General features: G+C 41.3%; 21 protein-coding genes and 1 other RNA gene. 8 read left to right on the top strand and 14 right to left on the bottom strand.

The features are described from left to right. Positions 1-36: 36 nt before the first annotated feature. The 3 genes from rseB to rpoE form a co-directional block, all read right to left on the bottom strand. Positions 37-987 carry a sigma-E factor regulatory protein RseB gene (rseB, locus tag AC2VOY_RS03790; RefSeq protein ID WP_491832309.1) on the bottom strand — a complete coding sequence of 317 codons (951 nt, stop codon included), beginning with the start codon at positions 985-987 and terminating at the stop codon, positions 37-39. A gap of 1 nt (position 988) precedes the next feature. Beyond that, positions 989-1,615, bottom strand: coding sequence for an RseA family anti-sigma factor (locus tag AC2VOY_RS03795; RefSeq protein WP_491832311.1), 627 nt, complete (start codon positions 1,613-1,615; stop codon positions 989-991). 80 nt (positions 1,616-1,695) lie between these two features. Continuing rightward, on the bottom strand, positions 1,696-2,274 hold the full coding sequence (gene rpoE / locus AC2VOY_RS03800; RefSeq protein WP_491832313.1) for an RNA polymerase sigma factor RpoE: 579 nt from the start codon (positions 2,272-2,274) through the stop codon (positions 1,696-1,698). A 373-nt stretch (positions 2,275-2,647) separates the two neighbouring features. Here rpoE and nadB point away from each other — a divergent pair, with 373 nt between their 5' ends. Further along, entirely contained in the window at positions 2,648-4,279 is a 1,632-nt protein-coding gene (gene nadB / locus AC2VOY_RS03805; protein WP_491832315.1) for an L-aspartate oxidase, read from the top strand. Here nadB and AC2VOY_RS03810 read toward each other — a convergent pair. Both AC2VOY_RS03810 and AC2VOY_RS03815 read right to left on the bottom strand, forming a co-directional pair. Then, complete coding sequence (locus AC2VOY_RS03810) at positions 4,276-4,707, bottom strand: hypothetical protein (RefSeq protein WP_491832317.1); 432 nt, start codon at positions 4,705-4,707, stop codon at positions 4,276-4,278. The two genes, nadB and AC2VOY_RS03810, sit on opposite strands and share 4 nt — an antisense overlap. 29 nt (positions 4,708-4,736) lie before the next feature. Continuing rightward, a complete protein-coding gene (locus tag AC2VOY_RS03815; protein ID WP_491832319.1) occupies positions 4,737-4,997 on the bottom strand; it encodes an FAD assembly factor SdhE in 261 nt (86 codons plus the stop codon). A gap of 223 nt (positions 4,998-5,220) precedes the next feature. Here AC2VOY_RS03815 and ygfZ point away from each other — a divergent pair, with 223 nt between their 5' ends. After that, positions 5,221-6,234, top strand: coding sequence for a tRNA-modifying protein YgfZ (ygfZ, locus tag AC2VOY_RS03820; RefSeq protein ID WP_491832321.1), 1,014 nt, complete (start codon positions 5,221-5,223; stop codon positions 6,232-6,234). Between the two features lie 378 nt (positions 6,235-6,612). Beyond that, the gene (locus tag AC2VOY_RS03825; protein WP_491833007.1) at positions 6,613-6,822 is read left to right on the top strand and encodes a DUF1107 domain-containing protein; all 210 of its coding nucleotides are present in this window, start codon (positions 6,613-6,615) and stop codon (positions 6,820-6,822) included. Between the two features lie 91 nt (positions 6,823-6,913). On the opposite strand, the gene AC2VOY_RS03830 is transcribed toward AC2VOY_RS03825, so the two are convergent. The 3 genes from AC2VOY_RS03830 to AC2VOY_RS03840 are packed head-to-tail and all read right to left on the bottom strand — an operon-like array spanning position 6,914 to position 10,041. Then, complete coding sequence (locus AC2VOY_RS03830; RefSeq protein WP_491832323.1) at positions 6,914-8,152, bottom strand: FAD-dependent 2-octaprenylphenol hydroxylase; 1,239 nt, start codon at positions 8,150-8,152, stop codon at positions 6,914-6,916. Beyond that, positions 8,153-9,451 carry a 2-octaprenyl-6-methoxyphenyl hydroxylase gene (ubiH, locus tag AC2VOY_RS03835; RefSeq protein WP_491832325.1) on the bottom strand — a complete coding sequence of 433 codons (1,299 nt, stop codon included), beginning with the start codon at positions 9,449-9,451 and terminating at the stop codon, positions 8,153-8,155. It abuts the gene before it with no gap. 20 nt (positions 9,452-9,471) lie between these two features. Beyond that, complete coding sequence (locus tag AC2VOY_RS03840; protein WP_491832327.1) at positions 9,472-10,041, bottom strand: UPF0149 family protein; 570 nt, start codon at positions 10,039-10,041, stop codon at positions 9,472-9,474. Between the two features lie 300 nt (positions 10,042-10,341). Between AC2VOY_RS03840 and zapA the strand changes: the two genes are divergently transcribed. The 5 genes from zapA (at position 10,342) to serA (ending at position 13,766) form a co-directional block, all read left to right on the top strand. Beyond that, positions 10,342-10,650, top strand: coding sequence for a cell division protein ZapA (gene zapA / locus AC2VOY_RS03845; RefSeq protein WP_491832329.1), 309 nt, complete (start codon positions 10,342-10,344; stop codon positions 10,648-10,650). Between the two features lie 20 nt (positions 10,651-10,670). After that, positions 10,671-10,854: non-coding RNA, 6S RNA (gene ssrS, locus AC2VOY_RS03850), on the top strand. A gap of 38 nt (positions 10,855-10,892) precedes the next feature. Continuing rightward, positions 10,893-11,489 (top strand): 5-formyltetrahydrofolate cyclo-ligase, encoded by a 597-nt coding sequence (locus AC2VOY_RS03855; protein ID WP_491832331.1) that lies wholly within the window; start codon positions 10,893-10,895, stop codon positions 11,487-11,489. A 112-nt stretch (positions 11,490-11,601) separates the two neighbouring features. After that, on the top strand, positions 11,602-12,261 hold the full coding sequence (rpiA, locus tag AC2VOY_RS03860) for a ribose-5-phosphate isomerase RpiA (RefSeq protein ID WP_491832333.1): 660 nt from the start codon (positions 11,602-11,604) through the stop codon (positions 12,259-12,261). A 254-nt stretch (positions 12,262-12,515) separates the two neighbouring features. Continuing rightward, complete coding sequence (gene serA / locus AC2VOY_RS03865; RefSeq protein WP_491832335.1) at positions 12,516-13,766, top strand: phosphoglycerate dehydrogenase; 1,251 nt, start codon at positions 12,516-12,518, stop codon at positions 13,764-13,766. Positions 13,767-13,923: 157 nt separating this feature from the next. Here serA and AC2VOY_RS03870 read toward each other — a convergent pair whose 3' ends face one another. The 6 genes from AC2VOY_RS03870 to AC2VOY_RS03895 form a co-directional block, all read right to left on the bottom strand. Further along, positions 13,924-14,634 (bottom strand): SIMPL domain-containing protein, encoded by a 711-nt coding sequence (locus tag AC2VOY_RS03870; protein WP_491832337.1) that lies wholly within the window; start codon positions 14,632-14,634, stop codon positions 13,924-13,926. 148 nt (positions 14,635-14,782) lie between these two features. Beyond that, a complete protein-coding gene (gene mscS / locus AC2VOY_RS03875; protein ID WP_491832339.1) occupies positions 14,783-15,661 on the bottom strand; it encodes a small-conductance mechanosensitive channel MscS in 879 nt (292 codons plus the stop codon). Between the two features lie 296 nt (positions 15,662-15,957). Next, positions 15,958-17,034: a class II fructose-bisphosphate aldolase gene (gene fbaA / locus AC2VOY_RS03880; protein WP_491832340.1), complete on the bottom strand. Its 1,077-nt coding sequence runs from the start codon at positions 17,032-17,034 to the stop codon at positions 15,958-15,960. 175 nt (positions 17,035-17,209) lie between these two features. Next, on the bottom strand, positions 17,210-18,373 hold the full coding sequence (locus AC2VOY_RS03885; protein WP_491832342.1) for a phosphoglycerate kinase: 1,164 nt from the start codon (positions 18,371-18,373) through the stop codon (positions 17,210-17,212). A 205-nt stretch (positions 18,374-18,578) separates the two neighbouring features. After that, positions 18,579-19,610 carry an erythrose-4-phosphate dehydrogenase gene (epd, locus tag AC2VOY_RS03890; protein ID WP_491832344.1) on the bottom strand — a complete coding sequence of 344 codons (1,032 nt, stop codon included), beginning with the start codon at positions 19,608-19,610 and terminating at the stop codon, positions 18,579-18,581. 142 nt (positions 19,611-19,752) lie between these two features. Continuing rightward, positions 19,753-21,675, bottom strand: a complete 1,923-nt coding sequence (locus AC2VOY_RS03895) for a TonB-dependent receptor domain-containing protein (protein ID WP_491832346.1) — start codon at positions 21,673-21,675, stop codon at positions 19,753-19,755. Positions 21,676-21,923 lie beyond the last annotated feature (248 nt).

Here is a 21,923-nt window from a genome sequence, read left to right on the forward strand (position 1 = left end):
CTAAATATAGCCTAGATGATAAGTATACATCTAGGCTTAGCTTGATGTAAATTGAACCGATTCGGCAATACGTTTCGCTGTGGCTGGAGGAAGATCACCAATCACAGAAATCTCTTTATCGCCTTTTGTGAAGGTGTGCAAGGTGCGACGCCCTTGGCGATAAATTTTTGCATGGTTATCTTTTGTATCGACATCCGAAACATAGATTGAAAAATAGAATAACCCATCTGTGAAAATTTGGCTTTCGACCATTCTTTGAGTCAAAGAAATACGATAGCTATTCATTTCACTGCCTTGGAAACCATCCGGCAACCAAGTCACTTTCCAATCAGATTTTTCTGGTGTTTTCTCAGGAAAACTTAAGACTTTTGGTAACTTGGCTTGGTTTAAGCGCTCGAGCAAAGTCCCAATTTGATCATTAATTGAAAATGAAATCGTTCTGTATTGCTCAATTGTCTCCCCATTGCGATCTTTTAGGTCCGCGCGAATAGGTAGTTTGCTACGCTCATCCACCCAAACAAGATATGAATAACGTTGACCGTCTTTAGGCACAATACGAACCACTTGGCACACTGCACCCGCTTCGCGTGAACGGCCAATAAGTAAAAAGTCATACTGAGATTCAAGTTGGGAGATATCAATATTAATAAAAGGTAAGACAGGCGCGACCATACGATCACTGTTGACAGTGAAAGGATCGGTATTAGGCTCGATATAACTGATTTCGTTATTACGACGGATCACTTCACGTAAAGGACCGCTAAGGTAAGCAAGGTGAGCAATTTGTTGTTGATTCACATTAGCATGGCGATAAACGAGCGGTTCGATATTGTTCTTTTCGACCAAAATGTAAGAAAGCTCATAGTTTAAGCTTCTACTCGCTTGGCTCATCTCGCGCAATAAAGCCTCTGCTGAGATGTCATCAGAAGAGGCTGCTTGAGTGATTGCGCTGAAAAGCAACAAAGTACTTATCAGAATTTTTTTCATCTTATTTTATAGATTCTTGAATGTGATTTTCATTATCAAGATTGCTTTGACTATGATTTAAACGCAATTGCATTTGATAGTCTTGCATCAAGGCATTAATTTGACGACTTTCATCAAGCTGTTTTGCTTCTTCAGACTGAGCACGCACAGATTCACGCGTTAAACTAACAGGCTCTGCTGCACCTGAAAAAGGGATCGTCTGAAGAACCGGTACTGCATCAGCATCAGCATCTGCTCCATCTTGACCTGAATACTGTTGAACGCCAAAAATAACCATCAAGGAAACACATGCCGCCACCCCGACTTGTGACAATTGCGTCAACCAAGCAGGTAAATGTTTGCGTGCTTTTTGAGGTGTTGGTTGCGACTCTTTCAAGTCTTGAACATTATCAGGCACAATTGAGTCATCTAACTTGCTATAGCTAGGCTCAGCTTCAAGTGCTGCAGCAACATTCAAACTGATATCCCAATTTGACTCAGCTGGCGCCTCACCCTTGAGAGTATCAGAAATCAAATGGAAATTTTTCCAGGATTGAAAGCTTTCTGAATCTTGCTCAATTGCTTTAATCAAAGATAGATCAATAGCTTCGCCGTCCATTAGTGCTGAAAGCTGTTCTTTATTTGACATTTTATTCACCTTGTCACTTCCCAAAATGTTCACGCCTATTTCATTTAGTTACTCATCTTAGATAAGCTATATGAAGCAAGCTACCTTTGGATAAGTGGTTGAATTTTACGCTCCACTGCCTCACGCGCACGAAAGATTCGCGATCGCACAGTGCCGACTGGACAATCCATTACGACTGCGATTTCTTCATAGCTTAATCCATCAAGCTCGCGTAATGTCATGGCCGTTTTTAAATCATCAGGCAAGGCTTCAATTGCATGAAACACAACCTGCTTTAATTCTTCTGACAACGTTAAGTTCTCAGGGTTCGATATTTCTTTTAATCCATTGTTATTTTCATAGAATTCAGCTTCTTCGGCGTCCACATCGCTCGATGGCGGTCTGCGTGACTGCGATACAATATGGTTTTTTGCCGTATTCACCGCGATCCGATAAAGCCAAGTATAAAAGGCGCTCTCCCCTCTAAAGTTGGGCAGCGCACGATATGCCTTAATAAAAGCTTCTTGAGCGACATCAGGCACGTCGCCCGAATTTTTAATATAACGAGAAATTAAGTTACAAACTTTGTTTTGATACTTAACGACCAAAAGGTTGAATGCTTGTTTATCTCCGTTTTGAACTCGCTCAATTAAGACTTGATCTGTCAACTGGTCGCTCATTTCGAGCACCTACTCCTATTGTTATTATTTGTAGTGTGGAAATTTATCTTGGTGACCTTTTGACTTGAACACTCAAATCACGTCTTGGCTCCTATCTCTTATGAAAATAGGACTCATGTGAAATCAAAAGGTTCAAATTATTTTGTTCCAATAATAAATAATATGCTTATAGCACTTTCCATCTTCTTCGTCTGGGTATAATCTTTGCATATTCTCTTTCATAATGCGAACTTATCCCTAAGTGACTTTTTAAAATTTCTATCAATATAGAAAAAATAACGCTAGATTTAAATCAAGATCTAACTTGAATTGAAGTCATTTTGGCATAGACACAGGCGCAAATGTACCTGTCGCATCTTAATTTGGACAAGCTATGAATACTCAAGAAGAACATCAATGTGACATTTTGGTTATTGGCAGTGGTGCGGCTGGTTTATCCCTTGCACTGCGTCTGGCAAATCATGCAAAAGTATTGGTCTTAAGTAAAGGCCCACTGAGTGAAGGTTCGACTTATTATGCACAAGGCGGGATTGCTGCTGTGTTTGATAAAGAAGATACCGTCGATTCGCATGTAGAAGACACCTTAATAGCTGGCGCTGGGATCTGTGAAAAGCCAACCGTCGAATTTATAGCTAAAAACGCCAAAGATTGCGTCCAATGGCTGATTGATGGCGGCGTGCCTTTTGATTTAGATGAAGCAGATAAAAGTAAAAATCCAAAGCATCACTTAACCCGTGAAGGCGGCCACAGCCATCGCCGCATTCTACATGCAGCCGATGCAACGGGCATGGCGATGCAAAACTCCTTACAAGACAACGCCATTGCTCACCCAAACATTCAAATTCTCGAGCGCTATAATGCGATTGATTTAATTTCTGAAGCTAAAATTGGCGGCAGTGCGCGTAAAATTGTTGGCGCTTATATTTGGAACCGTGAAGCCGAGCATGTTGAAACTGTCCGCGCTAAATTTGTTGTGTTAGCCACTGGCGGCGCATCAAAAGTTTATCAATATACTTCAAACCCTGATATTGCATCAGGTGATGGCATTGCGATGGCATGGCGCGCAGGTTGTCGCGTCGCTAACCTTGAATTTAACCAATTCCACCCGACTTGTCTGTTCCACCCAGAGGCAAGAAACTTTTTACTTACCGAAGCATTGCGCGGTGAAGGCGCTTATCTAAAACGCCCCGATGGTACGCGCTTTATGCCTGAGTTTGATAAACGCGAAGAGCTCGCACCACGTGATATTGTCGCACGTGCAATTGACTATGAAATGAAGCGCTTAGGTGTGGATTGTATGTATCTAGATATTAGTCATAAAGATGATGAATTTATCGAGAAACACTTTCCGACCATCTTCAAACGTTTGCTTGAACTTGGCATCGATATGCGTAAAGAGCCGATTCCAATTGTCCCTGCAGCCCATTACACCTGCGGCGGCGTGATGGTAAATACTAAGGGTCAAACCGATATTGAAAACCTGTATGCAATTGGTGAAGTGTCTTACACTGGGTTACATGGCGCCAATCGTTTAGCATCTAACTCATTACTTGAATGTGTGGTGTATGCATGGGCAAGTGCGCAAGATATGCTGGCTAAACTCGATACCGTGCAGATCCCTGAAAGTTTACCTGCTTGGGATGAAAGCCAAGTGACCAACTCAGATGAAGAAGTTATCTTGCAACATAACTGGCACGAGCTACGCCTTTTCATGTGGGATTATATGGGGATTGTGCGTACCGACAAACGCTTGGAACGTGCCCTGCGCCGTATTCAACTCTTGCAACAAGAAACTCATGAATACTATTCAAACTTTAGAGTTTCGAATAACTTACTTGAGCTGCGTAACTTACTTCAGGTAGCAGAACTTATGGTGCATTGTGCCATGCAACGTAAAGAAAGTCGTGGCCTTCATTACACGCTTGATTACCCAGATAAACTAGAGCACAGCGGACCGACGATTTTAGAGCCGGAAGAATATAAGACACGTAACCCTTTATTCTAATCCATCCAATGATGCTCTCGGGATTTAAGATGTCTAATCAAGGCTTTAAAATCTTTTTCCGAGAGCATATCAAAAAAGATCCACAAATGATTAGCTTGCAATTGGTGTGAGTAAGAAAACCTGACTTGTACAGCGATCGGTGCGAATAACAAACGCAACTCTTTAAAGTAAAGACTTTCTATTTGCGATCTGTGTTGCCACAAGAATAATTGATTGCTATCGCTTAGCCGAAGGTAAAGCGTATCAATATGCGGCCGCGCCTGATAGAGCCGAAAGAGGAAGAAGTAGCCATATAAACTGGCACTTAGAGGAAACTCTGAAATGGCTAAAAAGATGGCTAACACAAAGAAAATCAACAAATTTAGTTTAAAAACTAGCTTTGAACGCTTAAGTTTTAGGAGTAAATAGTGCTGCTCTTCTTTGTGCATATACTCTCGATATATTAACTGAACTTGCTTTATCTAAGCTTACTACGGTTATGCGCAATAATTTTATCCACCATGTTGGCATGACATAAGTTTTCGCTACGTTGATGCCCCATGATCCAAGTAAAAAGATCGGGATCATCACACTCAAGCAAGGCGACGAAATCTTGTTGCTCTTTTTCTGTGAGATCCTCAAAGCATTCTTCAAAAAATGGCATGATCACCACATCTAACTCGAGCATGCCACGACGACACCCCCACTTAATGCGCGCTTTTTCTTCTGCTGTATACATATAAATCCCCACCATTTAATTGACTAAAACTTTATTTTTACAAGGTATTTTTGTTATCAGTATGCATCTACTACAATCATAAGCAAAGTAGAAAAAAATATCTTGATGGATCGCATAAAATCAAGATCTGTTTCAAAAACAAAATCAAAAGTCATCTTGATGTTGCTTATCTATCAAGGATAAGATAGGACAAATTTTACAGAATCAACCAAAGGTTTGGCAGATGAATTTAGAGCAAATTTTTACCAAAGTGACACATGCAAGCCAAGATGCAACACCTGAGCTTTTACTTACTTATTTAAAAGATTGGTGCACAATTTCGGTCACAGGTAAGGACAGCAAGACATATCTTAATGGCCAGTTGACTTGTGATGTCGTCACCCTTGCCAAAGATAAAGCAAGCTTTGGTGCACATTGTGATGCAAAAGGCAAAGTCTGGAGTGTTTTCCGTCTGTTTCATCATCAACAAGGTTATGCGTTATTTCAAACCAAATCAGCTATCGATGAAGCCGTTACACAATTAAAAAAATATGCTGTATTTTCACAAATTGAGATCAAGCAAAGTGATGATCTTTGTTTTGGACTGATAGGCAGCCAAGCAAAAGAATTTATCGCTCATCACGCGACGCCACGCGATCCTGAAAACCAACTTGCAAAAGTAGATGACTCACAAACAAACGTTTATGATCTTTTAGGTGGCAGTTGCGTTGAGGTGTCACCGCTTCGATATTTAATCTGCATCCCACAAGAAAATGCAGAGCAATTGGTTAAGCTTTTTGAGGAAGGACATAAAGTCGCTCAAGATATGTGGGATTGTTATGACGTGCTCGATGCGCACCCAAGAGTAAACCTAGCCGATCAAGCTAGCCATATTCCACAAGCCTTTAACTTGCAAGCACTTGGCGGTATTTCATTTACTAAAGGTTGCTATACAGGTCAAGAAACCGTTGCTCGCGCTAAGTATCGCGGTATTAACAAACGCGCCTTGTTTATTTTAGAAAGCCAGGAATATCCAGCAGCACTTGAATTACAAGGCATGTTAGAAGTAGAAAGACAAGTAGGCGAGAATTGGCGATCGGCTGGTCATTTCATTGCTCAGTATCAATATTTTGATCCAAAATTAATTGGACTTGTTATTTTAAATAATGACTTAGAGCCAGATACAAGTTTTCGTTTAGCTGCTTACCCAGATATTAAACTAAGCTTCAAGGCACTTCCCTATAGCTTAGAAGAATAAGCCCGATTTTGATTCAATAAATAACTTAACCCTATGAATGCTGCACGTATTGATAGGGTTATTCTCGTTTAGAGCCCCTATTTAGCAAAAAATTCCCACCAAGATCACTAAAACCTTTAGTCTGCGGCAGCATTCACAAAACCATCTTTGAAACCTCGCACATTCGCTGTGAAGGATATAAAATTAAAATATAGAATATAAATGATGCCATGATGCTTATTTTTAGAGCAATTTAAGACTAAATACCCTTTACTCATCACGTTTAACCAAAACATAACTCAAAAGCAATATTTTATGGTGTACACTATGCGCCATAAAGCAGGTGTCGTCCTTATGTCATCGACTAAGCTGCTTTTGAATACTAATAAGGATAATGGTATGAGACTTTTTAAAAATTATATGCCGAGCATGATCGCAAAACATGTCAGTCGTCTGTTTAAAGGACGCATTTATATTCACGGCGTAGGTAAATTCGAATTTGATAATGGCAAATTGCTTATGCCTGAACAGGCAGAACAACGTCATTTCAAAACCGTGAAAGAGGTTAATCAGGAAATTTCACGCCTACGCTGCGCTTTTGCTGCTTAATTTATAAAAAAGAAAACGACTAAAAATTAGCGCCAGTTACCTTTTGGGTTTCTGGCGTTAATTTTTTGTGCTTAGATTATATTGGTTAACTCTAGTTTGATTTAGCAGTGCTGACTTGTTGACTCCGGCAGGCTTGGGGTAAATGCCCTTTCAGCCCAAGAGCGCGCTTCATCATCTCATCTTTTGCACCTGGCAACTTATCAAATAAACTCATGCCAAAACTGCGCACAAGTTTCTTGGCCGGATTATCCCCTTCAAATAGGTCGCGAAAGCCCTGCATTGCTGCAATCATCTTCGCCGCTTCAGCTTTACGCCAACGTTCATATGCTCGCAAATTTTCAACCGCGCCAATATCTTTGCCTTGTTGCCAAATTGCTTTGACCTCCTCGGCAAGACTCGCTGCATCGAGAAAACCTAAGTTAACCCCTTGACCAGCTAACGGGTGAATCGTGTGCGCCGCATCGCCAACTAAAGCGACTCTAGGGCGTACAAAATCACGGGCATAACGCATTTTTAAAGGGTGAGATTGGCGCTTACCTAAGACTTGGCAAAGCCCAAGACAGTTATCAAGCTCAACAGTTAAAGCTTGATTAAATTCTTCGGCTGAAGCGTTAGTTAAGTTCTGTGCGCGCTCAGGATCGGTAGACCAAACCAATGAACACAAGTTAGGCTCAGTCAAAGGCAACATAGCAACAGGCCCCTGTGGGGTAAAGACTTGACGAGCAATCCCCTGATGTGGCTCTTTGGTTAAAATGTTCGCCACAATGGCACTGTGTCCATAATCCCAATGCGTCAGTGGAATATCCTGCTGCTGACGCAACCAAGAGTTCGCACCATCGGCGCCGACCACAAGTTTTGTGGTTAAAGCATCACCAGAGCTTAATGTTAACCATGCTTCTTGCTCGCCAACCGCAAGGCTTTGGCATCTTTCAGGCATAAAAACAGTGACATTTGATAAACTGCGTACTTTTTCAAGCAGTGCCAAATGAATCACACGGTTTTCAATGATATATCCAAGGTTTGGTTGAGCAATTTCTTGGGCATTAAAGTTTAGCTCTGCAAAGCTGTCTTTCTCCCACACTTGCATTCCAACATAAGCGGCCAAGCGCTTTGACTCAATATAAGGCCAAGCACCTAAATGAGATAAAAAGGTTTCACTTGCACGACTGAGCGCAGAGACACGATTATCTGGCAGATCATTTAAGGTTTCATCTGGTGCTTGTCCTTCGATCACAGCAACACGTAGGTTTGTATTTTCAAACGAAGCAGCTAATGAAAGCCCAACCATACCGCCGCCAATGATGGCAATATCAAAATTATGAATCTGCATTTATCGCTCCACAAGTCCCATCGTGCGGGTTACTATCGGTTGCTTAACTCTGTCTAAGGCATCTAATGCCATTAAACCTAAATTACGTCCTAAAATCATACTTGGGTAGCCATTAGAAAAAAGATGTACCAAGTTTGATGTAAGCGCGATCGTTTTATCTCTATCTGCTTGACGTCTTTTGCTGTAAGTATTTAATACGGCGTAACTTCCTAGATCTAAAGCCTTTTCTGGCTCTTGTTTAGAAGTGTGCATCGAATCAATCAGGGTTTCTGCGAGGCTAATCACATCTCTAATGCCTAAATTAAAACCTTGTCCGGCAATCGGATGTAAGGTTTGCGCGGCATTGCCTATCATCACGCAGCGATGGCTTATCACTCGCTCACGGTAATACAACTTAAGTGGATAAGCATTGCGTTTACCTGTTGCTGTCAGTTTACCTAAGCGCCAACCAAAATCTTGCTGGAGTTTATCTAAGAAAACAGCATCATCTGACTCAATCAGGCTGGTTATATTTTGCTGCTCAATACGCGTCGTATTTTTCAGGCAGTAAACAACTGAATATCTATGCTTGGTATTAATCGCAGTGCGCTGATATTCGGACTTTGAAACCTGCTGGGCGGCATTCATTGGCAAAAAAGCAATCGGCCCTTGCTGCGTGAATCTTTCATAAGCCCAAGCGTTTACTGGCTCTTGAGTCGCCACATTGGCAATGATTGCACTTTGACCAAAGTCTTTTTCAAGCAGTGGGATATTTAAAGCTTGGCAAGTTTTGGAGAAAGTACCATCGGCAGCCACAAGCAAGTTAGCGCGCACGCATTCACCTGTGCTTAAACTTAAACGCACCTCGTCTTGGCAGCGATCAATCGCCTCAATTGAAACTGGACAGTAAAGATCAAGATCTGGTTCTGAGTTTGCAAGCGCGTTTAACTTTTGATGATAAATCGCCCCGACATCCTCTAAAGCCACGACATAGCCAAGCGCATCAACATGATAATCTTGCGCTTTAAGCTCACAGGAACTCGCATGCCCCGTCTCTGAGATATGAATGTTATGAATCGGCGAAGCAAAAGGTTTCAGCTTCTCCCAGATTTGAATTTGCTTAAGTAAGTTAACCGTCCCGTAAGACAAGGCGATAGCTCTGGCATCAAAACCTGGATGCGCTGCATCATCATGCGCTTTCGCTTCAACAACAGCAATTTTCAGGCGACTATGACTTTGCTTGAGCGCTTGATTTAACGCCAAAGCTAAGCTCGCTCCTGTCATTCCTGCACCGACAATCACAACATCATAAGATTGCATGCGGTTTCCTTTGTTTAAATTTAGTGAAGAGTTTTCTTGGTTTGCTTTTTCGCTGCTTGTTCAAATTCCATGGCTAAGCTTAAGACACAAACTTTAACGTGTTCAATCACTTGCTCAAGAAGTAGCGCTTGCTCATTTAAATCATCATCTTCATCTATGCCAAGGCGAGCAATTTCTTCTAAATCTTCCATCGCTTCTTTGATCTGCGGATTAGAAAGCTTTAAACCCAAGTGATGGCCAAGACCAATACCTGAAATAAAGTGATTCACCCACTGGCTCACACTCTCAGCAAGCTCAAAGATATCGCCTTCTTCATCGAGTAACAAAGAAAGCTCAAAATCATTTTCATTGAGTTGGTTTGAAGTAAACTCTGCAAGCTCAGTTGCCATTGCTTGGATATCAATCGGCCAACTCATCCCATCATTGGTATAATCATGCAGGAGAACCTTCCACTGCTCTTGGCTAAAATCCATGCCAGTTGACAACATCCCGGTGATCAGGCCGTGTAAGTCTGCAGCGGTTAAAGAAAGACTCGCACTTTGCAGGCTTTGGGTCGTTTGGGTATAGCTTGGTAGTTTAGCTTGGCTCATAGGGTTTCCTGTGTAGAAAAAAATCAACATTTGAGAGTATACCAAGATGACAAGTTAAGTGAAAATATTCAGCGCAAGATATCCTTTCATACAAGAGAATCTAGCTAAAAAAGCCGTTTTTTGTATAGAAAACATTCAGCAAGTTCCCTTGCGCGGCAAGTTTGATTTAATATTGGGCAGTTGCGCTCAATATTTTTTCTAAACACTTGAATATATAAGCGATCAAAGTTAGGATTTAATTGAAATGAGAGGGCGAAGCAGGCAGAATACGCCTATTGTCACAAATTAGGGTATTTGACTGTGGAAGTTAAAATTTTAGGTAAAATCATTCGCGTCAATTGTCCACCTGGACAAGAAGAAGCTCTGGAAGAAGTCGCTCAAGAGCTTAATGATCGCTTGAAGCAAATGTCAGAGCGTACTAAAGTGAAAGATGCGCAGCAATTACTCGCTATCTCAGCTTTAAATGCTTATTACGAACTTCGAAATGTAAAAGCAGAAAAAGCCTCTCAGAGTCATGCAATTAAAGAAAGAGCGCAAGAATTACAAAAATTATTAGATACAGCTTTAAATAAAAAAGATCTATCTGATGATAAAACTGATAACAAATAAGAAGTTATCAGGATACAAAATTTACCCTGGGGTGTGCGTCAGAGGATTTTAGTCCCTGAGCCGATAAGTAAAAACTAAGGGTTCGTTTTTTTGATGGACGCGCAAGCCCGACTCGTATCGGGAAGCCTAAAGTCAGAATAACCAATCCGCCTTGAACGAGCTGGTTCATAGGCACACCATTCTCAACGGCACCTTGGGGTATTCCTTTCTCTCGTAATACTTTCCTTCAACTAAGGAAACCTATGTCGACGTCATCCTCTGTTACTCTCAGTAATGCACAAATTCGTCATCAAGTGCGTACTCGTCGTCAATCCCTAACACCTAGCGCTCAGTCTCTGGCGACAAAAGATCTTTTATTAAAGTTTAAAAGCCTGCCTAATATTGACCAAATAACACATATTGCCTTATACCTAGCGCAAGATGGGGAGCTTTCTCCAAACCTTGTAATAGATTGGTTATGGAAACAAGGAAAGTCCGTTTATTTACCAGTGATCCATCCATTCTCTAAAGGTCAGTTACTCTTTTTGCACTACGCACCTGAAACTAAACTAATCGCGAATAAATATAATATTCTTGAGCCGGCCCTGCGCTGTTCGAACATCTGCCCACTGGATAGGCTCGATATGATTTGCACGCCTCTCGTTGCCTTTGATGCTCAAGGTCACCGCATTGGTATGGGAGGCGGCTATTATGATCGAACTTTTGCTCACTTTAAGGGTAAAAAGCTTGGGCTTGCCCATGACTGCCAGCAAGTCACTCAGATAAGCCCTTCTCCTTGGGATCAAGATTTAGACTTTATCCTTACGCCAAGCCAAGTGATCATCCCTGCAAAATTGTAAAGCTAAAAGAGAATCGCTTTAATTTCGCCGGATGCTAGCATCTTTCATCCACTTGGGTATATAATTCCACGCAATCGATTACCTTATCTTTAACCCCTTAAAGGATACGAAAATGACGCAAGATGAAATGAAAAAAGCAGCTGGTTGGGCGGCACTTGATTATGTAAAACCTGGAAGCATTGTCGGTGTCGGCACAGGTTCAACTGTAAATCATTTTATTGATGCGCTTGGCACAATGAAAGGACAAATTGAGGGTGCGGTTTCAAGCTCAATTGCGTCAACAGAAAAGCTGAAAGGCTTAGGGATTCAAGTTTTTGATGCGAACGAAGTCGATGGCTTAGATGTGTATGTTGATGGCGCAGATGAAATCAATGCGCAAGGTGCGATGATTAAAGGTGGCGGCGCAGCCCTAACCCGTGAAAAAATCGTTGCGGCTCTGTCAAAGCAATTTATCTGTATCATTGATGATACTAAAGCTGTGGACGTATTAGGTAAGTTCCCACTGCCTGTAGAAGTAATTCCAATGGCGCGCTCTTACGTCGCACGTGAGTTGGTTAAACTAGGCGGCACGCCAGAATATCGTCAAGGTGTGGTAACGGATAACGGCAATATTATTTTAGATGTGCACAACCTTTCAATTGTTGATCCGAAAAAACTAGAAGATCAAATCAATGCGCTTGCAGGCGTGGTTACTGTGGGTCTATTTGCTCACCGCGGCGCAGATGTCAGCATTACAGGTACAGCGCAAGGCGCTATCACCAAGAAGTTCTAGATCGAAACGATAGAGCCTCGAAGTGATTAAATAAATGGATAGACGAGTAAGATTAAATAGCGTAATGGCTACCAATAATCTTGCTCGTTTTCATTTATACCTTAAAAATCTTAGGTATATACCTATTCTCCACGCTTTAATACGATTTATTATATAAAAAACTTGTATTTTTATTACACAAATTCAATTTTTTTTGATAGTTTGAAATAAATACATTTGATCAGTTTAAAACTAAAAATAAAGGATTATCCAGCATGAGCACAGCCGTTTTAGATGAACCCCGCAACTCATTAGACAAAGATAAAATCAAAATTCTACTTCTTGAGGGGCTCCACCCTTCAGCAGTAGAAGTGTTTGAAGCTGCAGGCTACACCAATATTGAATACCATAAAGGCTCGCTTCCAGAAGAAGAGCTTAAAGCAGCGATTGCAGATGCGCACTTTGTTGGTCTGCGCTCACGCACTAACTTAACTCAAGAAGTTTTTGATTGTGCGAAAAAATTGGTTGGTGTTGGGTGTTTTTGTATTGGGACTAACCAAGTCAACCTAGATGCTGCGGCAAAACGTGGTATTCCTGTATTTAACGCGCCTTTCTCAAATACGCGTAGTGTGGCTGAACTTGTTCTTGGACAAACCTTATTACTCCTGCGCGGAATTCCTGAGAAAAACGCCCTTGCGCACCGTGGTATTTGGAAAAAGTCAGCCGATCATTCTTTTGAAGCTCGTGGTAAACGCTTTGGTATTATCGGTTATGGCCACATCGGTACTCAGTTAAGCATTATGGCTGAGCACCTAGGCATGCATGTTTATTACTATGATATCGAAAGCAAACTATCACTGGGTAACGCCACCCAAGTCTCAAGCATGAGTGAGCTACTAAACATGTGTGACGTGATAAGCTTACATGTTCCTGAAACGCCAGAAACAAAAGATATGATGGGCAAAGCTGAGTTTGAGATGATGAAGCCAGGTTCTATCTTTATCAATGCTGCGCGTGGCACAGTGGTGGATATCGATGCGCTTTGTGACGCACTAAAATCTGGTCATATCGCTGGCGCTGCTGTGGACGTGTTCCCAACTGAGCCAAAAACGAACCAAGACCCATTTGAGTCGAAGTTGATTGAATTTGATAATGTAATCTTAACGCCGCATATCGGTGGTTCAACCCAAGAAGCGCAAGAGAATATCGGCGTCGAAGTTGCGGGTAAGTTAGTGAAGTACTCAGATAATGGCTCAACCCTTTCAAGTGTGAACTTCCCTGAAGTATCACTGCCGATTCATAATAAGAGCTCACGCTTATTACATATTCACGAAAACCGTCCAGGTATTCTAACTCAAATCAACACCATCTTTGCTGATGCAGGGATCAACATTTCTGGTCAGTATCTGCAAACAAGTGCTGAAATTGGTTATGTTGTGATTGATGTTGAAGCAGATCGTGCGCAAGAAGCACTTGAAAAAATGAAAGCTATTTCAGGTACCATTCGTGCGCGCTTGTTGCACTAATAAGTGAACGAATTTGGCTAAGTTGACTTTCACTTAGTTAATACATGTCATATAAATCATTAGCCCCTTGTTTTTAATCATCAAAACAAGGGGCTAATTTATTTCTTAAGCAACAAATACCTCAAGACTGACCGAACCTCTCTCCAACCTGTACGCTTTACTTGCTTAGTTTTTCTGGTTCAATCTTATATTCCACATTCACCGTATCCGAGATATCTAACATGGTATCTTGGTAGCTTGCATCCGCGCTTGCTCGCGCTTCCATCGCCATGACAGCTTTTGGCATAATTGGGCGATATGAGTTACTTTGATAATCAATGCTCACAATGCCTGAAATCTGGCTGTCAAAACCATTTGCGACTGCTTTTGCTTTTTGCTGTGCATCTTCAATCGCAAGGCGACGGGCTTTTTGTTGGTATAAGGTTGAGTCTTTAATTTTTAGCTCAATTTGATCGATCCGATTAATTCCCGCATCCAATGCGACATCTAAATATTTATTTAGGTTTTCAATATCATAAACATTAACTATAACTTGACGAACACCTTGATAACCCACTAACTCACGCTTACCATCTGTGTTGTTGTAACGTGGCATAATATTGATATTACCACTCGTTACCGCAGCCCTATCTATCCCAGCTTTTTCAAGTTCAGCTAAAAAACTAGTGACAACCTGATCGACTTCTTGCTTCGCATCTTTAGCACTATTTTTAGTCGCATCAACTGCCACAGAAAATGTCGCCATATCCGGTTTTGCAGTGACCATACCAAAACCAGAAGTACGCAGTACCGATTGCCCCTCTTGAGCTTGCAATGGCGAGCTGATTAGCATTGCGGTTAAAATAAGGCCTAATAGCTTTTTATTCATTGTGCATATCCCCTTGTATTTTATAAAAATAAATATGCATAAAAATGCAAACTGGACGCAGTTTAACAAAATAAAAAAAAGGCGCACTAGGCACCTTTTAAATATTAGATCTTTGTATCTTTTCTCAACTAATTAACTTTAGATTATATTAGTTTGATACTTGATTCATGTGAATATCCATTTGCGGGAATGGAATTTCAATACCTTCTTTATCTAGCTCTTCTTTAATTGCTTGTAGCGAATCAAAGTATACCGGCCAGTAGTCAGCAGTTTTCACCCAAGGGCGAACAACAAAGTTTACTGAGGAATCAGCAAGCGCAACCACACCAATTGTTGGCTCTGGCGTTTTAAGAATACGCTCATCCGCAGCTAATACGCGTGCGATAACTTCTTTTGTCTTTTTAAGGTCAGCATTGTAAGACACGCCAATCACATGGTCGATACGACGAGTTGGATGCTTAGAATAGTTAGTCATTGGCGAACCAATAACTGTACCGTTTGGTACGACAACCATTTTGTTGTCTGCTGTTTTAAGAATGGTTTGGAAAACTTGAATTGACTCAACTGTACCGCTCACGCCTGCAAGTTCCACAAAATCACCAGATTTAAATGGACGGAAAGCAACGATCAATACGCCAGCAGCAAAGTTTGAAAGTGAACCTTGTAGCGCAAGACCAACGGCTAAACCTGCCGCACCGAGTACCGCAACCACTGACGCGGTTTCAACGCCAACACGACCAAGTGCTGCGATTAGTACGATAACGAATAATAGGTAACGAACAAGGCTACCAATGAAATGCACCACGGCCGGGTCCATTTGCTTTTTATTCATTATTTTTTCAACACTACGGCTGATGGTTTTGACAATGATATTACCAATAAATAGGATAATCAGTGCTGAAATGATATTGACACTATATTGAATAATCATGCCACTGTTATCCGTCAGCCACTGCCCAATATGTGGAACAATAGATGCGGCATCTGAAATCGTATCGCTTACGACGGATTCAACTTCTTTAGTCATGCGCTTTCCCTTCTTAATTAAATTTTGAGGCTTGTATAAAAGTTTATTGGCCCACCCATTGCTGCATTAATGAACGATTCGCTTCCCTTTAAGAGCAAGTGTGACCTATCTCACTAATATATAGTTTTTTAAGGGATTAATAAATATTTAAATTTGTTTTTTTAACTTTTTAATAACAAGATTCAGTTTGGTTTTATGAGCTTATTTAACGACTTGGTTCTTACAAGCATAAAAAAACCCCGCCATAAATAGCGAGGTTTGATATCTAACTTAAAGCTCTAATAAAGAGCGATAAATTAAAGTACGTCGATTGCGTTTAGATCAGCAAATGCTTTTTCTAGACGTGCAACCATTGACGCTTGACCTGCACGTAACCATACGCGTGGATCATAGTATTTTTTGTTTGGTGCATCAGTACCAGTTGGGTTACCGATTTGACCTTGTAGGTAATCGTGGTTTTCAGCTTCGTATGCACGAACGCCATCCCAGTTAGCCCATTGTGTATCTGTATCGATGTTCATTTTGATAACACCGTAACCGATAGACTCTTGGATTTCAGCTTCAGTTGAACCACTACCACCGTGGAATACGAAGTTTAGAGAGTTAGCTGGTAGGCCAAATTTCTCTGAAACGTATGCTTGAGAATCACGTAGGATAGTTGGAGTAAGTACAACGTTACCTGGCTTATAAACACCGTGTACGTTACCGAAAGATGCTGCGATAGTGAAACGGTGGCTAACTGCGTTTAGTTTCTCATATGCGTATGCAACGTCTTCTGGAGAAGTGTAAAGCTCAGATGCGTCCATGTGAGAGTTATCTACGCCGTCTTCTTCACCACCAGTACAACCAAGTTCGATCTCGATTGTCATGTTCATTTTAGCCATGCGCTCTAGATATTTCGCACAAGTTTCAACGTTCTCTTCTAGTGACTCTTCAGAAAGGTCAAGCATGTGAGAAGAGAATAGAGGCTTACCAGTTTGAGCGAAGAACTCTTCACCAGCGTCAAGTAGACCGTCGATCCAAGGAAGAAGTTTTTTCGCAGCGTGGTCAGTGTGTAGAATCACTGGGATACCATATGTTTCAGCAATCGCGTGAACATATTTTGCACCAGCAACAGCGCCAAGAATTTGAGCATCTTGACCTTCAAGTTTTAGACCTTTACCAGCGAAGAAACCAGCACCGCCGTTAGAGAACTGAACGATTACAGGCGCTTTAACTTTAGCTGCTGCTTCAAGTACTGCGTTCACTGAGTCAGTGTTTACAACGTTTACCGCTGGAAGTGCAAATTTGTTCTCTTTAGCAACTTCAAATACTTTTTGTACGTCATCACCAGAGATAACACCAGGTTTTACAAAATCGAAGATCTTAGACATGGATTTAGTCCTATTTTTCATGGTTTTTCTTGCAAATGAGGCTTTCATACAAGTATAGACAAGGATGAGGAAACCGTTTGCTATGAATGATCGGCTGGATTATATCAATAAAGCTTACCTGAACCAACCGATGAAATTAAAAACGGGCATAAATTTATGCCCGTGAATTTATTTATTATGCTTTTGCGCGTTCTTCTAGCATAGCAACTGCTGGAAGTACTTTACCTTCAACGAATTCAAGGAAAGCGCCACCACCTGTTGAGATGTAAGAAACGTCTGCTTTGATGCCAAACTTGTCGATAGCTGCTAGTGTGTCACCGCCGCCTGCAACAGAGAAGCCTTCAGAGTCAGCGATTGCTTTAGAGATGCCAGCTGTACCAGCTTCGAAGTTTTTGAATTCGAATACGCCAACAGGACCATTCCAAAGAATAGTTTTTGCATCTTTAAGGATTTTCGCAAGTTCTGCAGTTGAATCAGGACCTAAGTCGAAGATCATGTCGTCATCTTGAACTTCAGAAACGTGTTTGATTTCAGCTTCTGCGTTTTCATCAAATGCTTTTGCACATGCAACGTCAGTTGCAACTGGAATTGCACACTCGTCCATTAGTTTTTTCGCAGTGCCAACTAGGTCTGCTTCATAAAGCGACTTACCTACATTGTGGCCAGCTGCTGCGATGAATGTGTTTGCAATGCCGCCACCAACAACAAGTTGGTCAGCAACTTTAGATAGTGACTCAAGTACTGTTAGTTTCGTTGAAACTTTAGAACCACCAACGATAGCAACCATTGGGCGTGCTGGTTTGTCCATAGCTTTTGCTAGTGCTTCAAGCTCGTTTGCAAGTAGAGGACCTGCACATGCAACTGGTGCATTCATGCCAACACCGTGAGTTGATGCTTGTGCACGGTGCGCGGTACCGAATGCGTCCATCACGAAGATGTCGCAAAGCGCTGCATATTTCTTAGATAATTCTTCGTCGTTTTTCTTCTCGCCTTTGTTAAAGCGAACGTTTTCAAGAACAACAAGCTCACCAGCGTTTAGCTCAAGACCGTTTAGGTAATCTTTCGCAAGTTTAACGTCACAATCAAGCGCGTCGTTTAGGTAGTTCACAACAGGTTGTAGTGAGAATGCTTCATCGTACTCACCTTCTGTTGGACGACCAAGGTGAGAAGTAACCATTACTTTTGCGCCAGCTTCAAGGCAGTGCTTGATAGTCGGGATAGATGCAAGGATACGCGCATCTGAAGTTACTTTACCGTCTTTTACTGGCACGTTAAGGTCAGCGCGGATGAAGATACGTTTACCTGCTAGGTCTAGGTCAGTTAGCTTGATGTAAGACATGTTTTGTCCTCTAATGGATTATTAAAAATCTATGTGTTGTGAAAAATAACAACTTAACTAGTTGTAATATGGAGATGATTCATATTTATTTCAAGTGTAAAAATAAATAAATCGCACTTTTTTATGCAATTTATATTCTACGCTTTGAAAATAATTTAAAAATCATCACCTTGAAATTAATTCGCCGCAGCAATCGATTTACGGTTTATAAACGATACATAGTTAACGCTGTATCGAGCATGCGATTAGCAAATCCCCATTCATTATCGCACCAAACTAGCATTTTTACTAAATGCCCGTTACTCACGCGCGTTTGGGTGCCATCAACAATTGCGCTATGCGGATCATGGTTAAAGTCACTAGAAACGAGCGGCGCTTGGGTGAAGTCCACAATGCCCTCTAATGTACACTTAGATGCCTGTTGCATTTTTTGATTTATATCATCAAGTGTTACGTTTTTGTGAAGTGTGACACTTAAATCCATTGCCGTGACGTTCACCGTTGGCACGCGTACTGAAATCGCTTCAAATTTATTTTCAAACTTAGGGAAGATGCGCTCGATACCTTTGTGCAATTTGGTATCCACAGGAATAATGGATTGGCTTGCAGCGCGCGTACGGCGTAAATCATCATGGTATGCATCAATGACTTGCTGATCATTCATCGAGGAGTGAATCGTGGTTATCGTGCCAGAATCTATGCCGAAGTTTTCATCTAATATTTTGATAATCGGAACAATACAATTGGTGGTGCAAGAACCATTGGAAACTATTTTATCACTGGCTTCCAAGGCATCATGGTTAACGCCATAAATCACGGTTTTATCGAGATCTGGGCTACCGGGATGAGAAAATAAAACCTTCTTTGCGCCCGCTTTGAGGTGCGCTAAGCCATCTTCACGCGAGCCAAATTTGCCAGTGCAATCTAGCACTATATCCACTTCTAAGTTCTTCCATGGCAAAAGCTCAAGCTGCTCAAGGTGAAGCAAGCGGATTGAGTCTAAGCTTTTGATCGCATTTGAGTTGTGCTCGATAAATATATTTTCTTGATCATGGCTAACTTGATGCATAAAACGGCCATGCGTCGAATCATATTGCAAAAGATGCGCCATTGCCTCTGGTTTCGCAAGCTCGTTAATCGCGACCACTTGAATACTGTCACTTTTGCCGCTTTCATAGAGTGCGCGCAGCACACTGCGGCCGATTCTGCCAAAACCATTAATGGCTATTTTTAACATTCGCTTTCCCTGTCTAATAATTTTTCATTTTTAACATGATTTTATTCATAAATAGCAAAAAGCCAAGCATTAAACAACACTTGGCTTTGAAGCGATAGGATTATATTAACCGATCCGGGTTAGATAAGCTTTGCACGCGAGCTTAAAAACTCACATCCATACCAATCCAATAACGGCGACCATCTTCAACATAACCGTATTCATCATAATCAACATCTTCGTCAAAAATATTATAAACCGCTGCTTTTAATTTAGTATCTTTGTTCAGTTGATAATTTAAACCCACATCAACGAAAGTATAATCCGGTGCTTTGACTACGCTTGATTTAGTCGATGGGCTACTTGACTCTTTACCGCGATACGTCACACGTGTCCAAGAATTTAATGCATCTGTGTTCTGCCAATCTAAGCTCAAGTTTGCAAGGTGTTTTGGCAACTCGGTTAGCGCCTTACCTTTTAGCTCTCCTGTTTTATGCTCAGAATCAGTGTAGCTATAGCTAGATTTCATCGAAACCGTTTCCGTGATAGGTGATGAAAAGTTCACTTCTACACCTTTGGTTTCGGCTTCATCAACATTAGTTCTATATCTATCAGTATCATTCACACAGATTGAGTCTGGGCAGTTTTCAGTGGTAATGATCTTGTCATCAAAATCACTAAAGAAGAGTGTAACGCCTGAGCTGATCCCAAAGTCATTGTTATACAGCACCCCAAGCTCATAGTTAACTGATTCTTCTGGATCAAGATCTGGGTTACCATAAATGTCACCACCATTACTTGTCTGTGCCCAGCCCGCTGTTTTTTGGCGTAATGTTGGCGCTTTAAAGCCGGTTGAGACCCCACCTTTCATTGTCCATTCATCTGTCATATGCCACACACCGTAAGCACGAGGGCTAAAGTGCTCGTCATATTCTTCATCGTAATCAAACCGCAAACCAGCAGTTAAGAAGAAGCTATCCGTGATCATCCATTCATCTTCAATAAAGAGTGCGCCAGAGCTGTTGTCAATCTTAGTAAGATCTGAGTTTGGATTCCCATTAGTGCCATCATCATTTAACTGCTCATATTCATACTCACCACCAAAGGTTAAGAAATGAGAATCAAAAGGCATGGTCCAAGTACTTTTCAAGACAGTGTTTTCGATACGAATATCGCGACTATCGTTATCAGTTCGCTCAAACTGAACATAAGAATCCGATGCACCAAAGTCATATGTGCCTTGGTGAGTTAAACCTACATGTACGCGGCGATAGTTATTGACATCCACATCATCAATATCATCCACTGTTTTACCGAGTGAACTGGAACGCTCCTGCTCATTGACACCTGATTCTAAAATCCAAGTGTTAACATCATCAACTTGATAGGTCCACTTACCGGTTAAGCTTTGCAGATCTTTATCTTCAAAACCATTAAGAATTGAATCTTCTTCACGGCTCACGTATTGACCGTAAACTTGCATGCCGATTTGATCTTTAATCAGTGGGCCATTTAAGTAGAAGTTCGCTCCATATTGATTGCCCGAATCGCTATCTTCTTGAATCAAAGCATCAACTTGAACATTACCAGACCATTCGTTGCTAACTTTACGCGTGATCACATTGATCACACCACCAATCGCATCAGAGCCATAAAGCGTTGACATTGGCCCTTTGATCACCTCAATGCGCTCAATCGCTTCAAGTGGTGGTAAAAAACCATGTTCAATCCCAGGGCCATCACTATTTGGACGGGTTTCACGTGAGTTTTGACGCTTACCATCAACCAAGATAAGTGTGTATGCAGAGCCCATACCGCGGATACTGATATCTGTATTATCGCCGCCATCACTCACTGTCACGCCCGGTACATCACGTAGCGCATCTGTAATATCACGATAATATCTTTTTTCTAGGTCTTCACGGGTCACAACACTAATACTTGCAGCAGCGTCAATTTGTGCTTGTTCAAAACCTGATGCTGTCACAACCATAGTTTCATCAACATTTGCAAGCGCGGCTTGACTCGAGAGAGAGAAGATAACAGCTGAGGCGAGTACAGCTAAACTCGGCTTCTGGGAGTACATATCAAATCCTTTAGATTAAATGAGAATAAATGTTATTTTCATTATTATTCATAAGGTCTTAAAAAAGTTCAACCTTGTAAATAGAAATATATCTCATTTGTATTTATATTGAGATCTAGATCGAGGATAAAGCAATCCAAACAATTAAGTGCATATAAAAGAAACACTTAAATTTGACTTGAAACCATAGTTATGAAATGGTTTAGACATGAATTGATACATTTTTTCTGTGTTATTTTAAGTTCTCC

This window comes from Vibrio sp. KMM 9700, assembly GCF_058545285.1.